At 40.5% G+C, this 15,283-nt stretch carries 11 protein-coding genes and 1 pseudogene; 5 read left to right on the forward strand and 7 right to left on the reverse strand.

Features of this window, described 5'->3' with window-relative positions; genetic code table 11:
• Window positions 1–115 precede the first annotated feature (115 nt).
• The 3 genes from A5888_RS15430 to A5888_RS15440 are packed head-to-tail and all read left to right on the forward strand — an operon-like array spanning window position 116 to window position 4,299.
• Complete coding sequence (locus A5888_RS15430; RefSeq protein ID WP_086351102.1) at window positions 116–1,393, forward strand: carbohydrate ABC transporter permease; 1,278 nt, start codon at window positions 116–118, stop codon at window positions 1,391–1,393.
• Window positions 1,394–1,395: 2 nt separating this feature from the next.
• Window positions 1,396–2,256, forward strand: coding sequence for a sugar ABC transporter permease (locus tag A5888_RS15435; protein ID WP_086351103.1), 861 nt, complete (start codon window positions 1,396–1,398; stop codon window positions 2,254–2,256).
• A gap of 9 nt (window positions 2,257–2,265) precedes the next feature.
• Entirely contained in the window at window positions 2,266–4,299 is a 2,034-nt protein-coding gene (locus A5888_RS15440) for a beta-galactosidase (protein ID WP_086351104.1), read from the forward strand.
• A gap of 450 nt (window positions 4,300–4,749) precedes the next feature.
• Here the strand turns inward: A5888_RS15440 and A5888_RS15445 are convergent, their stop codons facing one another.
• The 5 genes and pseudogenes from A5888_RS15445 to A5888_RS15465 all read right to left on the reverse strand — a co-directional run bounded on the left by A5888_RS15445 (window position 4,750) and on the right by A5888_RS15465 (window position 11,579).
• Window positions 4,750–6,030 (reverse strand): ISL3 family transposase, encoded by a 1,281-nt coding sequence (locus tag A5888_RS15445; RefSeq protein WP_086351107.1) that lies wholly within the window; start codon window positions 6,028–6,030, stop codon window positions 4,750–4,752.
• A gap of 164 nt (window positions 6,031–6,194) precedes the next feature.
• Window positions 6,195–7,727 (reverse strand): annotated as a pseudogene (locus A5888_RS15450) (IS1182 family transposase); the annotation flags it as partial.
• A gap of 122 nt (window positions 7,728–7,849) precedes the next feature.
• Window positions 7,850–9,130, reverse strand: a complete 1,281-nt coding sequence (locus A5888_RS15455) for an IS110 family transposase (RefSeq protein ID WP_086349540.1) — start codon at window positions 9,128–9,130, stop codon at window positions 7,850–7,852.
• A gap of 489 nt (window positions 9,131–9,619) precedes the next feature.
• Entirely contained in the window at window positions 9,620–10,771 is a 1,152-nt protein-coding gene (locus tag A5888_RS15460) for an IS110 family transposase (protein WP_086350917.1), read from the reverse strand.
• 367 nt (window positions 10,772–11,138) lie between these two features.
• Window positions 11,139–11,579: an IS3 family transposase gene (locus A5888_RS15465; protein WP_170924904.1), complete on the reverse strand. Its 441-nt coding sequence runs from the start codon at window positions 11,577–11,579 to the stop codon at window positions 11,139–11,141.
• A 144-nt stretch (window positions 11,580–11,723) separates the two neighbouring features.
• On the opposite strand from A5888_RS15465, the gene istA reads away from it, so the two are divergent.
• Window positions 11,724–13,178 carry an IS21 family transposase gene (gene istA / locus A5888_RS15470; protein WP_086348506.1) on the forward strand — a complete coding sequence of 485 codons (1,455 nt, stop codon included), beginning with the start codon at window positions 11,724–11,726 and terminating at the stop codon, window positions 13,176–13,178.
• Window positions 13,175–13,906: an IS21-like element helper ATPase IstB gene (gene istB, locus A5888_RS15475; RefSeq protein ID WP_086347227.1), complete on the forward strand. Its 732-nt coding sequence runs from the start codon at window positions 13,175–13,177 to the stop codon at window positions 13,904–13,906. Before istA ends, istB begins: the two co-directional genes overlap by 4 nt.
• A 48-nt stretch (window positions 13,907–13,954) precedes the next feature.
• On the opposite strand, the gene A5888_RS15480 is transcribed toward istB, so the two are convergent.
• Window positions 13,955–14,407, reverse strand: a complete 453-nt coding sequence (locus A5888_RS15480; protein WP_086350915.1) for an IS3 family transposase — start codon at window positions 14,405–14,407, stop codon at window positions 13,955–13,957.
• The gene (locus A5888_RS15485) at window positions 14,383–15,087 is read right to left on the reverse strand and encodes a helix-turn-helix domain-containing protein (protein WP_086350914.1); all 705 of its coding nucleotides are present in this window, start codon (window positions 15,085–15,087) and stop codon (window positions 14,383–14,385) included. The genes A5888_RS15480 and A5888_RS15485 overlap by 25 nt, the downstream gene beginning before the upstream one ends.
• Between the last annotated feature and the right edge of the window lie 196 nt (window positions 15,088–15,283).

Below are 15,283 nucleotides of genomic sequence, written 5' to 3' on the forward strand. Positions count from 1 at the left end.
GAATGATCCATGAATGATGCTACTCCGTCATATGTTAAAGAATTAATAATTCGGTTTTAGAGAAAGAAGGGAGCGAGAACGAAGTTGACTCGCTCTCTAGAAGGAGGTTCTATCAATGGAGGCTGTGAAAACCAATGGCTCACAGGCTAAAAAAGCGGCTCTGCTAGCCATTATTCCGGGTGGAGGGCAATTTTATAATCGTCAAAAGCTGAAAGCTGGACTGTTTTTCTTTTTCTTTGTAATGTATCTATTTGTTTTTAAAGACTTATTCAATATGGGGATTTGGGGACTGCTCACACTTGGGACTGAAGTTCCTCGAGATAATTCCATTTTTTTACTTGCTGAAGGATTGGTTGCACTGATCGTAATTGCTTTTGGCTTGTTCTTTTACTACCTTAACATCCGTGATGCGTATAAAAATGGCGAATTGATCGATCAAGGCCTAAGAGTGAATTCACTGAAGGAAAGCTATCACGCGCTTTTGAGTGAGGGCTATCCGTATTTACTAAGTAGTCCTGCCTTTATTCTTCTAGTATTTTCAGTGATATTCCCTATTTTATTCAGTATTGCGTTGGCATTTACCAATTATGATCTGTATCACTCTGCACCGGCAAATTTAGCAAACTGGGTCGGCTTAGAAACGTTTAAAAAGATATTTACTGTCGATATTTGGCGGAATACATTCTTTGATGTTTTAGGCTGGACGGTGATTTGGACGTTGGTTGCATCAACACTTCAGGTAGCGATCGGTATTTTTCTGGCCGTTGTCGTACACCAAAAGGAACTCCGATTCAAAAAGCTCTTTCGAACAATTCTTGTTTTGCCTTGGGCCGTTCCCGGGTTCGTAACGATTTTGGTGTTTGCTGGTCTGTTCAATGACAGCTTCGGAGCAATCAACCATTCATTGTTGAGCTTTTTAAACATTTCACCGATTCCTTGGTTGACCGATGCCAATTGGACACGATTAGCGTTACTGTTGATTCAGGGCTGGTTAGGCTTTCCGTATATTTTCATTGTGACGACCGGAACCTTGCAATCGATTCCCGATGATTTGTATGAGGCTGCAACGATCGATGGAGCTTCATCCTTTCAAAAGTTTCGTCGGATTACCTTGCCGTTGATTCTTTATTCGATGGCACCCATTCTCATCACACAGTATACGTTTAATTTTAACAACTTTAATATTATCTATCTTTTCAATGCGGGCGGTCCAGCAGTACCGGGTTCGACTGCCGGAGGTACGGATATTTTGGTTTCTTGGATCTATAAATTGACGATGCAGAATAGTCAATATGCATTGGCTGCTGCTCTGACCATTTTATTATCGATTTTCGTGATTGGCATAGCTGTCTGGCAGTTCAGACGAACCAATTCGTTTAAGGAGGAGGCATAACAATGAAGGCACATCATTCAAGTATTCAACGACAGCGTCATATAAGGCTTGCTTTGACCTATCTGCTGCTGATTTTTATGGTAGTCGTCATTATTTACCCATTGCTTTGGACGATCGGTGCGAGTTTCAATCCTGGGAACAGTCTGATCAGTACCAGCCTGATTCCTGAAAATCCTACAACAGGACACTATAGTCGCTTATTTGCGAATGAGGGAACCTTACTTTATGGGCAATGGTACATCAATTCTTTAAAAATCAGTTTCTTCACGATGCTGCTTTCCTTGGTTTCCGTTTCAATGACTGCTTACGCGTTTTCTCGTTTCCGCTTTACTGGAAGAAAAAATGGGCTGACGTTGTTTTTACTGCTACAGATGATTCCACAGTTTTCCGCATTGATCGCTATCTTTGTGTTAGCACAAATGCTGGGTCTTATCAATAGTCACTGGCTCTTGATACTTATCTATGTCGGCGGACAAATTCCGATGAATACGTATCTTTTAAAGGGCTACTTTGATTCGATACCAAGAGACTTGGACGAGAGCGCTAAAATCGATGGTGCCAGCAATACACGGATATTTTTACAGATCATTCTACCATTATCACGACCGATGCTGGCTGTGGTAGCGATGAATGGTTTTACCGGACCTCTAGGAGATTTTGCTTTGTCTTCTGTTTTGCTGAGAAATCCGGAGTATTACACCTTGCCTATTGGGCTGTATAAATTAGTCACGGATAAGATGGGGGCAAGCTATACCACCTTTGCGGCGGGAGCGATCCTCATCAGTATTCCAATTGCGCTAGTCTTCCTGTCTCTGCAAAAGCACTTTGTGTCAGGACTGACAGCTGGAGGAACGAAAGGATAGGGAATTCATATGAGACGATACGATTTAGAAACGCGCCTACTTCATGGAGGGGATTACAATCCGGACCAATGGCTGGATTATCCGGAGATATTGGCAAAGGATCTCGAATTAATGGAGAAAGTGAAAGCCAATACTTTTTCATTAGGCATTTTTGCCTGGAGTACGTTGGAGCCGGAAGAAGGGGTTTTTCATTTTGATTGGCTAGATAAAATCATGGACGACATCTATAAAATGGATGGAAATGTTATTCTAGCAACACCGAGTGGGGCCCGTCCCGCCTGGCTTTCTCAGAAATACCCAGAAGTGCTACGCACAAATGAAAGACGAGAAAAGCAGCTTCATGGAGGGCGCCATAATCATTGCTTCTCTTCTCCTGTCTATAGGGAGAAGGTAGGGATCATTAATAAAAAGCTGGCAGAACGTTATGACGATCATCCGGCATTGTTGATGTGGCATATTTCAAATGAATATTCAGGAGACTGTCACTGTACGTATTGTCAGGAAAATTTCCGTCGTTGGTTGAAGAAAAAATACAAGACACTTGAAGCTTTGAACAAAGCTTGGTGGGGCCCGTTTTGGAGTCATACGTATAGTGATTGGTCTCAGGTTGAATCCCCGTCTAGCATAGGGGAAACGATGGTTCATGGGTTGACCCTTGATTGGAAACGATTTGTTACCGATCAGACGATCGATTTTTACCAGCATGAAATCAAAGACATCCGTCGGTTGACACCGGATATTCCGATCACGACTAATTTTATGGCTGATACGAATGATTTGATTCCTTTCCAAAGTCTCGATTATGGAAAGTTTGCCCAGCATGTGGATGTGATAAGTTGGGATTGCTATCCTGCCTGGCACAATGATTGGGGAACAACAGCGGATCTTGCGAGTAAGGTCGGTTTCATCAATGACCAGTACCGTAGCCTCAAGCAACAGCCTTTTTTGATCATGGAATCTACGCCGAGCGGTGTCAATTGGCATGCGGTAAATAAAGCAAAACGACCAGGCATGCATCTGTTGTCTTCGCTGCAATTTATCGCTCATGGCTCAGATAGTAATCTGTATTTTCAATGGCGTAAATCTCGTGGTTCCTCAGAAAAGTTCCACGGAGCAGTGATCGATCATGACAATAGTGAAGAAAATCGAGTCTTTCAAGAGGTGGCGGAAGTTGGTCAAGCACTTGAAAAAATCAAAGCTGTGAAGGGAAGCAATAAAAAAGCAAAAGTGGGGATCATCTTTGATTGGGACAATAATTGGGCCTTGGAAGATGCTCAAGGGTTTTCTCAACAGAGCAAGCGCTATTGCCAGACGTTGCAGGAGCATTATCGTAGTTTCTGGAATGCAGACATTCCAGTAGAAGTGATCACGCCGGCTTTTGATCTGACGAAATATGATTTAGTCGTTGCGCCTATGCTCTATTTGATAGAAGAAACGACGATGGATAAATTTGCTGCGTATGTAGCGCAAGGCGGTCATTTGGTTACTACATATGTGACTGGTTATGTGAATGAAACCGATTTGACCTATCTTAATGGTTGGCCTAAGAAGCTTCAAGAGCTATTTGGTATCACCTTAAAAGAGACGGATACTCTTTATCCGAAGGATCGGAATCAATTGGAGTACCAAGGAAATGTTTATGAAATTCAAGATTATTGCAGTATTATTCAGCTTAAAGGAGCAGAAAATCTGGGAAGCTACACACAGGATTTCTATGCACAGCAGTCAGCTGTGACGAAGCACAAGGTTGGAACAGGCACTGCCTACTTCATAGGAGCAAGAACCCAACAGGATTTTTTGAAGGATTTCTATGGGACGTTGATAGAGGAGCTGGATCTGACCAATCCTTGGATCATAAAAGGGCATCCTGATGTTTCTATCCAAGCCCGTGATTTTGACGAAGAAAGCTTTTACTTTGTCATGAATTTTTCTGAGAAAGTACAAGTCATTGAAGTAGCAGAGGAACGGACTGATTTACTCACAGGAGAAAGAACAGGGCAGACGATTCAATTGCAGCCGTATGGTGTGAAAGTATTACATTGAAGAAATTGATACGTGTTGGAAAATAGTGGATTAAGTAAGTGGATCATAAAGTGAAGAAGAGGGGGCTGTGACATAACTCATTGTGAGAGCCTATCAAAAAGAAGCGAACCAAAAAATTGTAAAATAATTTTTTGGTTCGCTTCTCTTTTTGATTTTTAGCCCTTTATTTTGGTTCTATGTCAAATTGTGTTGGTAGGACAAAAAACTGAATAAAATCGAAGGACTTGAAACAAAAAACAGAGAAATCTCTGATTTTGTTTTAAGTTCTTTTTTTGAAAGAAGGAAAACAGCGCGAATGATCTGGGCAGCTGGCCGGAAGCGACTTGGCAAAAAACGCCAATTCCATTCCTAAATCGAGTCAAAGCAGCTGTAAGAACTTGGATACACAGCTGCTAATTCCCGATTTTCCTATATAGCTGCGGAGATATTCGCTTATTTCTCCTGTTAATGCTATGAAAAAATAAGCCCTTGAATGATATAAATACGAGAACGAAAATGATAGAAATTACGGTAGCCATAAGCAACCCGTTTGATTACCTTGATTTTGTTATTCAAGCCTTCTGTAATCCCATTAGAAAAAGAAAAACTGAACGCATTGGTAATTCCTTGTTTGTGCTTCTTGAAGAATCTCAATTTCTTTTTGAACCAGAAAGGCAGTCGGGGATCTAGTGCATCAAGTTCTTCAAAGAAACGCTTAACATCACGATGAGTAAAGACATATTTGAGAAATTGAACAGTATCGTAAGCAATACGCAAGGTTGAATCATAGCTGAGTAATTCATCGACAATGTCTGTCTGAGTTAATGGACGTTTGAATAGTGAATGATAGGGACGATGTTGACTATCCAATTCAACTGAATCTTTTAGAAGTAACTTCCAATACCGTTTGAGTCGACGGTATTGCTTCTGTTCTTGTGGTGAGGAATGCCGAAAGGCATTCACTGTCTTTATCCGCAGTTGATTTGATGCTCGATTCATCTGTTGGACAATGTGAAATCGGTCAGTGATAAGTTGGGCATTTGGAAACACAGTCTTAATCAACTGATTATAGCTGGCATTCATGTCCATGACCAGGTACTTCACGTTTTCTCGCGCTTCTTTTGTGTATCGCATAAAGTGTCGGGTTAAGTGTATCAGTCGACGGTCTTCAAGTACTTCAAGAATCTTGTTGGTTTCTCCATTAACACAAATAAAACTCATCGCTCCTTCACAAGATTTCATTGATTTGAATTCATCAATACATAAAATCTTTGGAAGAAATCGCCAATTTGGAGAATAAGAAGCAGCTAGCTCCTCCATTAAGCGAAGGACCGTCACGTCTGAAACGAAATGTTTTTGTGCAATCTCTTTCCTAGAAACATTTTTCTTTAAATCAAGTATGATTTGGAGACAGAGCTGCTTTGATAAATGATGATGTTCTTCAACTAACTCTGTCTGAGCGTGAAAAGTTGAGTGACACTCATGACAACGAAAGCGTGAACGTTTTAGTTCCAATAAAGTCAGACGACCATTAAACACAGGTAATTGAGTGTGTGTCCGATGGTAACCATTTTTGATGATCTGTCCTTGATTTTTTATCCCACAGTTTTTGCAATGAGTAGGTATATACGTAAGAGTTGCTTTGATGACCTGAGCCTCGACCCCTTTTAAATGTCTGTATTCAAGCCAATCCTCTCCAAAGGAGAGATGTTTATCTGTTAGTCCAAGCAATAATCTGGTATTCTTATCCATAGAGGAACAACCTTTCTGATGATGTGTGGTTTTTGTCGATTTCATTTTATCAGTTTGTTGTTCCTTTTTTGTGCTTAAACACTTAAAAAGTGTTGGTAGATTTTCCTTAAGGATTTTCCACCAACACAAAATATTGTAGAACCTTTATTTTTCTCTCTAACAGCCAGTTTCATCATATTTAATGCCATGACAACGATGCCTGATTCCTTTCGGACGTTCGCCAATCCTCGAACATGGTATCGTGTGAAACCTAAACAAGCTTTCATACTTCCAAAAACAGTCTCCACATCAATCTTTCGACGCGCGTAAATCTTACCTGTTTCTGAAGTTGAAAGCAATTCTCTTTGTTTTGCCTTAAAATATTCCCACGAAGGATTGACCGTAATCTTTCTTCTGTTTCCTTTTCGAGTCAAAGCTTCTGGAATCACCCGTTTATTCTCATCATACTTCTCTGCTTGGTATTCTTTGAAATCTCGTACAAATCCCTCTTTATCAGGACGTTTTCGATAGGCATTAAAATTGAATCGAACTCCTTTGGAGTCAATGTAATAGTCTTCTTCTGCATGATACATCCAGTTCATTATTTTTCGTTCATCCGTTTGCCATTTACGACTTTTTTCTTTGCGCATTGTCCCATAAGGGATCAATGCAGTATGTGTCGATAACTCATCCTCCAAATAGCGATAGTTTCTTTCAGAACCGTAGCCGGCATCTGCTACAAGGTATGTCTTCTCTTGTTCAGCTATGTTCATTCTTTCCAACAATGGAATCAGTGTTTTTGTGTCTGTTGGATTTTGATAAACGTCATAGCCTAACACAAACTGGTTACAGGTCGCAATTTGTAAATTATAGGCAGGTTTTAATTGACCATTTCTCATCGGGTCTTCTTTGACTCACATAAAAGTAGCCCCATAATCTGTTTTTGAATAACTATTTCGAGTACCACAAATAGACAGTCGAGTTTGGTGTTCAACCATCCTTTCACGCCGTTCTATCAACTTAGGTTTCTGTGATTTTAGTGTCCGCCGTTCTTGTTTCGCTGGGTTAGGAGAGACCTTCTTGGTCTCCTTCACTTTCTCCTCTAACTCTTCAAGACGCAGCTCCATTCGAGTAATGACTTCATCAACCATCTCTAGCGTGAGGGATGAACCATCAGGGATTTGCTTGTTTCGATAAGCTTCTTTCAATTACGCCATCATCTGAAGAATGGTCTCTCGATTCATCTGATCAAATTTAATAGTGCTCTTTTTCCAGACAAAGCTGTATTTATTCGCATCGGCTAGAATTTTCGTTCCATCAATAAACACTGCGTCATCAATCAATTGACATTTCCGCAGATAATCGACCAATGAATCCAGCCCTTTAGTAAGTAGGTTCTCTATTTCGACAGAAACCCTAAAACGAGCAATTGTCCGATAAGAAGGCAGCTGTTCTTGCGTCAACCAACGAGCCGGTAGGCTCTCTTCTGCCAGTTGTTCAATCTTACGACTACTGAACACACTACGAGTGTAGGCAAATAAAACTAATTTCAACATAGCAGCTAAGTCGTATTCTCTAGGTCTTCCAAAAAAATACGGGTCACTGATTTGAAGCGATTCAACCAGTTCATTGATGAACCAAGCCGTATTCTCTTTTTTAGGAATATAGGAAGTAGTAATATCTAAAGTTAGTTGATTCATGTTATAATAAGTATGCATGATTTTAGTCCTTTCGAGGATTAGTGTGAAAACTAATCCATCTAGGATAAGAAGCAGTCCAATAAATAAAGCGCACACCAAATAAACGTCAAAAACGACAGGTCCGACGATAAAAAAGTTATTTAGATGAGTGGTGCTAAGTCTTTTCTAACAAAATCATCTGGTAATAAACCTTCTGAAATGAGTAGTTTGGTTGCTTGTTTAAGAGCTTTATCTTTCTGCTTTTGAATAAGATTGTCTGGCATGTCAATCTTATACAAGTCAGTCGGATTCCAAACTTCTCCAGTCGAAAGCATATGGTAAATAGCTGTAAGCATCATCCGAGCGATTGCGATGATCGCGCGCTTTTTACCTCGTCGTTTATAAATACGCTCATATTTTAAACGGTAATAGGGATGCTTCTCTTTCGCTTTTACCGCAGCGTGAGCACACTGGACAAGTGTTGGTTTTAAATAAACGCCAGCTCGAGAGATGCGGACAGATTTCTTTTTACCAGCAGATTCATTACTACTAGGAGAAAGTCCTGCCCAGCAACATAATCTTTTTGACTGTGAGAACTGAGACATATCAATGCCAATTTCAGAAATAATTTGGATAGCTGATTGGCGACGAATCCCTGGAATCGTCTCTAGTAGTTGAATAGCTGGTTCGTAGGGTTCAACCATTTGGTCCAATAGGTAATCAAGGAAGCTAATCGAGTGATCAAGGTAAGTTTTGTGTTCTTCAATCAGTTGAATTCGAATAATCTGTTCATTTGTAAAAGAGTAACCTTCAATTGATTGGATGAGCTCCTGTCCTTTAGGCTTCATGCTTCCATGAAGCAAGTCGAGCACATGATTCGGATCAAACGCTTTACTTGAAATCAAATAATCTCGGACTCTCTTAGAGCTGACACCAAACATGTCAGAAACTACAGAGTCCATGGCAACATTACCAACGGTAAAGGCATTTTGAAGTCGATTTTTCTCGCTAGAACGATGACTGACTAATCGGGTCCGATAACGAGTAAACTCACGCAAGACTCGAACATCTTTTTCAGGGATAAAACTGCCTCTTACCAATCCCATACGGAATAGTTCGGCAATCCATTTGGAGTCCTTCTTATCATCTTTGTTTCCTTTTACTGCACGAACCCATTTGGGGTTCGCAATCGTGACGTTCATCACGTCTTCAAGCAAATTGGAAACGGGGACCCAGTACTTACCGGTACTTTCCATACAAACATCGTAGCACTTGCATTCTAACAGCCAGTCTTTCAATGCCAGAATCTGGTTGTTAAAAGTTGAAAATCGTTTTTTCTGATAATGCGGCGTTAATTCGCCAGCTTTCGTGGTGATGACGGTAGCTATTAAAAAGCTTTTGTGCACATCAATACCACAACAAACGGGATAAACGACTTTCATGATTCTTCGCCCCTTTCTATAAGTAGCGGAGAGGCAGTGACTGGCCGGGGCAGCATTTAACAGAAGTTGTTAAAACAATGATTAGTGTGCGGACTCTAACGTTCCACTCATTTGTGCTTGAATGCCCTGGCCTTACACTGGTTAGAATACTGGTTTAAACCGGAGGTTTCCTACAACTTACCTCACCGTGCTTTGTAGTGTGCCTCTCCTAGTTCCATTATAAACTGAAATCCGCATCAGTTTTCATTACTATTTGACTCGATGAGCGGAGCGAGTCGAGATGGAGGTTAGAATGGGAAGAGTACGGAGTGCAATCTGTACTCTTTTATTGTACCCAAAAAACCTTATGAAATGAACTGGTTTCAGTCGTTTCATAAGGTTTTTTACTTTTAAATCTATGACTTATTATACGAAAACTAAAACTCTAAAAAAACAAAAAAAGGCTACCTCCTACTAATCGCGTAGTTAGCCAAAATGGTATAGAACACTTCAGTTAATCGTGATTGAGGTGTTCTTTCTATTTGATAAATAATTTCCTCCAAGTTCTTGGTAACGTGACTGATCGGAAAGCATCCGATAAATGATTCGCAACAGTAGATGTACTGTCGCAATAATTGCTTTTTTATGACCGGCGTTCTTTCTTAAACGAAAGAAAAATGCCCGTATTCGATTAGATTTCCCTTGGGAAATCGCCGCTGCTCCTTGAGCCAATACTTTTTTCAAATAAGAATTGCCTTTCCTTACTCTTTTACTTCGCGTTTTTCCGGCGCTCTGGTTGTTTCCTGGACAGACCCCCGCCCATGAAGCTAAATGCCCGGCTGTCGGAAATACCGACATATCTAACCCAATTTCTGCTAGTACAACAGCTGCCGTTCGGCGATTGATTCCTGGTATTTCCTCTAAACGTTCCACATACTCTTCATAAGGCGCGAGATAGTCGTTGATTGTTTCTTCGACTTCTTTTATTTGATTTTCCAAACACTCGATTTGAGTGAGATGAAGAGCTAACATTTTACGATAATGTGGTGTCATAAATCCTTCTAAGGATTCCATCAATTGAGGAACTTTTCTACGCAAAGTCGTATAAACACACGTAAGAATGAGACTTTCTGTAATGGATTTGTCCTCAATCAAGGCATAAAGTAAGGCTCTTCCGGATTTCCCATAGATATCTTTTATCACTGAAGTTAATTTGATTCCGGCATTCTGTAAGACCATATGCCCGCGATTCTTTTCCCGAGTCAAGTCTCTCAATTCCTGAATCGGTTCCGGTGGAACGAAACTGGTAGGAACGACCCCCAAACGAGTAAGGCGGGCGATCCATTCCGCATCCTTCATATCGGTTTTCTTCCCTGGGATATTTTTGATCTGACGAGGATTGGCCAATTGTAGCTCAAAATGGTTCTGTAGAATCCGCCAGACACATTTCCAATAGACTCCAGTACTTTCCATACTGATATGTGTGACGTCATAGGACACCAACCAATCAGATAATTCGAACAACCCACGAGTAGTGGTATCGAAGCTGGCGAAAAACTTTTCCGGGCGTTTTTTTCCATCAATAGAGCGAATAACACAGGCAACAATGACTTTTTGATGGATGTCTAATCCAGCACAACAAGAACGAAGTACATCTTCCATAATAAAAAACCTCCTTGAAAAAAAGGGCAGAAGAGGCTATTCTACTTATAGAAACGATTTATTTTTATACGCAGGTTCTATGACCTAATGATTGGTACAAATAAGTAGAATGATCTAGTTTGTCACTCAAGGTCAACTTGGAGAAGAACCTCAATAAGTAATCGACCTACAGGTCATTTCCTGTCAGTTTTAGTATGACAGGAAATGACCTGTAGGTCGATTCTTTTTTGTTTTCATTCTGTTTGGTGGCGGGAACCGCCATGGGTGTTTGGTGTGCTCCCCGTCAATAGGACAGTGAAATAGTAAAATAGATTTGCAGACTACTTATCAAAATAGATAGGTAGTCTTTTTGATATAGTTCGATGATTTAAGCAGCTTTATAATAATTATTGTGAAACTCTATAGGTGTCATTATCTGTAGTCTTCGTTGATAACGCCCAGTATTGTAATACTCAATATAGCTAGAGATCATGGCAACGAGTTTCTCACGACTAGTGAACTTGCGTCCATAGTAGTTCTCTCGTTTAAGCATTCCCCAAAAACCTTCCATTGGCCCGTTGTCGATACATTTCCCTACACGAGACATACTCGGAATCATGCCGGCTTTTGTGATTCGGGTAAAAAAGTCAGCGTGGGTGTATTGAAACCCTTGGTCACTGTGAAAAAGAGGGTGAGCCTTTGGCTCTAACTCAACCGCTTGATCAAACGTATTGAAAACCAGATTCAAATCATTGGTATCACCTAGTGCATAAGTGACAATGCGATGATCATAGAGATCAAGTATCGCACTTAAATAGAGTTTATGCACAGTGGAACCAATAAAATACTTGTTTATGCTAGTTTAAAAAGGGGCCACTTTTCATAGAAACGATGGTTGAAAAAGGGACCACTACTAACTCACAATAAGTAAAGAATCAATTTACTTATTGGAGGTCTTGGAGTGATAACTTTTATGGATAAATTAACAATCATTCGTCTGCTGGAAGGTGGCCGTTCTCAACGTTCTGTTGCGAAAGAACTGGGTCTCAATCGAAAAACTGTTGGTCGTTACTGGCGGCAGTATCAAGCAGCACAACGATCATTGGAACAAGATCCTGCCAATCCGATAAAAAAAGAGCAGTTAACGGCTCCACCAACTTATCAAACAGAGAATAGGCAACCTAGAAAATATACACCTGAAATCGACCAACGGGTCGAAGAAATTCTCGCATTTGATCAATTAAAAGCCAAACAGCTTGGTCCTCATAAACAACGATTGACCACTGTAGCGATTCACGAAATGTTGGTATCAGAAGGGTTTGATATTGGACAGAGTACATTACGTCCATATATTCGAGAAAAACTTCAAGCAAAAAAAGAGGCGTATATCAAGCAGCTTTACCCATTGGGTTATCGAACCGAGTTTGATTTTGGTGAAGTAAAATGTCTGATCAACCAACAAAAGAGAACATTGACGATCGCGGTATTCTCTTGCCCAGCTTCTGGTTACCGCTGGGGAAAGCTCTATGAATCTGCCAACCAACAGGTTTTCTTGGATGCCCATATTTGTTTCTTTGAACAGCTTCAGGGTGTTTACTCTACGGTTGTTTATGACAATATGCGAAACGTAGTGAAACGCTTTGTCGGCCGACATGAGAAGGAACTCAATGACGAGTTAGTGAAAATGGCTCTTTATTATCGCTTTGAGCCAGTGGTGACCAATCCCTTCAGCGGCCATGAAAAGGGACACGTAGAGAAAAGTGTGCAGGTTTTACGCCGAAAAGCGTTCACAAAACAGTATGAGTTTGAATCGATTGGACATGCCCAAAAACATTTAGATCAAGCTATACTTGAATTAAACTTAGACTCGACGATCGCTGTGGAACAGGCACAATTACAGCCGCTCCGAGGATTTTATGACTACGGTATCACTACAAAGCAAACCGTAGATAAATATAGTTTTGTCCATGTGAATGGCAACTACTATTCCGTTCCAGATTATCTGGTTGGTCAGAAAGTCATCGTGAAACGTTATCTCAATGAACTGAAAATTGTCGGTTCCAGCCAGATTATCGCGACACACCTTATTCAGAAGGGAGAAAAGCAATACTCGATCGATATTCGTCATTATTTAACGACTTTTTTACGGAAGCCTAAGTCATTGGAACACTCGCTTGTTTTGAAGAAGACACCTAAGTTGCGGCATTGTTTTCTTCAGTATTATCAAAAGACCCCGCGTAGATTTCTTCAATTTATTGAAAATCATTTAAGTATCTCTTTGGATCAATTGATCATCCAGTTAGAAGAAGAAGCGTTGAAAGACCATAAGGTCTCTAAAACACCACCTAGTCGAGCGGTAAATGAAGCGAGAAACCAACTGCAGGAATATAATCTGATCCACCAAGTGAGAAAGGCGGCCAATAAATGATCGAAGCATATGCCAAGCAATTAAAATTACCTTATCTGAAGAAAAACTATTCCACTTTACTCCAGCAAGCGATCGACCTGGATCAAAATTTTGAGGAGTTTCTTACACAGCTGCTTACGTTAGAGATTGAACAGCGGCAAAACAATCGGATTCAAACACTGATTCGTCAATCAAAATTGCCAAGTAAAGTGACGTTCGATGACTACATGGACAGTCATTTAGAAGTGAAAATGAAGAAACAAATCAAAGAGTTGAAAACATTACGATTCATCGATCAAAAAGAGAATCTTATTTTAATGGGCAATCCTGGCGTTGGGAAAACCCATTTAGCAACTGTTCTCGGAATGGAAGCCTGTCTTTCCGGAAAAAGTGTCCTCTTTACGAATATCCCTAACTTGGTCATCGAACTAAAAGAATCCATGAGTGCGAACCAGTTGAATTTTTATAAGCGCCGGTTTGGCAAATACGACTTAGTTATTCTAGATGAATTAGGTTATGTGTCATTTGATCAAATAGGAAGCGAGATTCTCTTTAATCTTCTCTCGAATCGAACGACTGCCGGCTCGATGATCATCACGACGAACCTGTCCTTCGATCGCTGGGAAGAAACCTTTAAAGATCCAATGCTTACAGCAGCAATGGTGGACCGTTTGGCCCATCGGGCTCATGTGTTGGATCTCAGTGGTCCATCTTTTCGTGTAGAAGATACAAAGAAATGGCTAAACTAATTTTTGGCCCCTTTTTGAATCATCCAGTGGCCCCTTTTTCAGTTGCGTTTAACAATACTTGAATTCAGAAACATCAGTTACCCATTTCTGATTGGGTTTCTCCGCGTGAAACTGCCGATTCAAGATATTCTTCGCTTTATGGTAAGGCACATAAGCATGCCTCGTGATGCAATTCGCTGGATGCTTAATCATAGACTGGATTTGTTCATGACGACAGATGCGCAAAACCCGTTTATCATTAATAATCATGTGATAGGTTCGTTTCAGTTCATCTTTGATGCGGCGATACCCCATATCCGGATGTTTCTCGTGGATGGTATGGATTATCTCTGCAACTTGACGATTCGCTTGTTCGCGCATACTTTTCGGTTGTTTTAACCAGTTATAATAGGCTGAACGTGTGACTTGCAGGAAGGTGCACATCGGTTGGATAGGATACTTTTTTTCTTCGTGTAAGCGCTTGATCGCCTGATAAGCTAAAGCTTTTTTGAATTGCCCCAACGATTCCTCCCTTCTAATTCCTTTAGTTTTTTTAACAAGTCGTTCTCCATGGTCAAACGCTCAATTTCTCTCTTCAACTTAGCCATTTCAATAGCGGTTTCTTCCTCCGAAGTACGGCTAATCTGCTGGGCTTTCCGTCGACCGCGTCGATCTTGTAGTCCTTCAACTCCCAAAGCTTCATACTTCTTTACCCAGTTGTAAACATTTTGATAGGAGACCTGGTATTTAATTGCCATAGCGCCATAGTCCTTATCATGTGCCAGACAATCCAACACAATCATTTGACGTTCTTGTTGACTGGTTTCACGAGATTGACTCATTCTACTTCCACCACTTTCTGACTTGAAGTCTTTATGAGTATTATACCTCCTGACCCAATTAATTAGCTGTGTTTTACTTCTTAATCCATATTTATGGGCGATAGTCATCAGACTTCCATAGCCAGCGAGGTATTCGTGAACAGCTGCCAGTTTAAGTTCTTTGGGATAGCTCTTATAATTCAAAGGGGGCAGTAAGCCCGTGGGACCTTCACTTTTATATAAGGCACACCATTGCCTCATCGTTTCTGTGGAGACAGTTGCTTTCTTCGCTGCACTACTTAAACTGATTTCATGTCTGAGGTATCTTTCGACAATTTCTACGCGTTCTTCTGGGCTGAGATGTATTCTTCTTTTTTTCATGCTAAATACCCCTATCTAGGATTTAATTATTTCCTTGTCCTAGATAGGGGTAGCATACCAGTTTGTCACAGTCCCTTTTTTTATGAGAGAAAACTTTAGTTGTCTAGATTACATAACATGAATCGTTTTAAGTAACATACCTCTTTTTAGGTAGAAAGGATTTTAACAGCAGCTGGAAAAACTGCTGTTTTTTTGT

Source organism: Enterococcus sp. 9E7_DIV0242, from assembly GCF_002140975.2.
Taxonomy (GTDB): domain Bacteria; phylum Bacillota; class Bacilli; order Lactobacillales; family Enterococcaceae; genus Enterococcus_L; species Enterococcus_L clewellii.

Bases quoted from the DNA above. Each gene is read 5' to 3' on its own strand.
- istB (WP_086347227.1), top strand. From the start codon at position 13,175: ATGATCGAAGCATATGCCAAGCAATTAAAATTACCTTATCTGAAGAAA.
- A5888_RS15440 (WP_086351104.1), top strand. From the start codon at position 2,266: ATGAGACGATACGATTTAGAAACGCGCCTACTTCATGGAGGGGATTAC.
- A5888_RS15455 (WP_086349540.1), bottom strand. From the start codon at position 9,130: ATGAAAGTCGTTTATCCCGTTTGTTGTGGTATTGATGTGCACAAAAGC.
- istA (WP_086348506.1), top strand. From the start codon at position 11,724: ATGGATAAATTAACAATCATTCGTCTGCTGGAAGGTGGCCGTTCTCAA.
- A5888_RS15460 (WP_086350917.1), bottom strand. From the start codon at position 10,771: ATGGAAGATGTACTTCGTTCTTGTTGTGCTGGATTAGACATCCATCAA.
- A5888_RS15430 (WP_086351102.1), top strand. From the start codon at position 116: ATGGAGGCTGTGAAAACCAATGGCTCACAGGCTAAAAAAGCGGCTCTG.
- A5888_RS15445 (WP_086351107.1), bottom strand. From the start codon at position 6,030: ATGGATAAGAATACCAGATTATTGCTTGGACTAACAGATAAACATCTC.
- A5888_RS15435 (WP_086351103.1), top strand. From the start codon at position 1,396: ATGAAGGCACATCATTCAAGTATTCAACGACAGCGTCATATAAGGCTT.
- A5888_RS15485 (WP_086350914.1), bottom strand. From the start codon at position 15,087: ATGAAAAAAAGAAGAATACATCTCAGCCCAGAAGAACGCGTAGAAATT.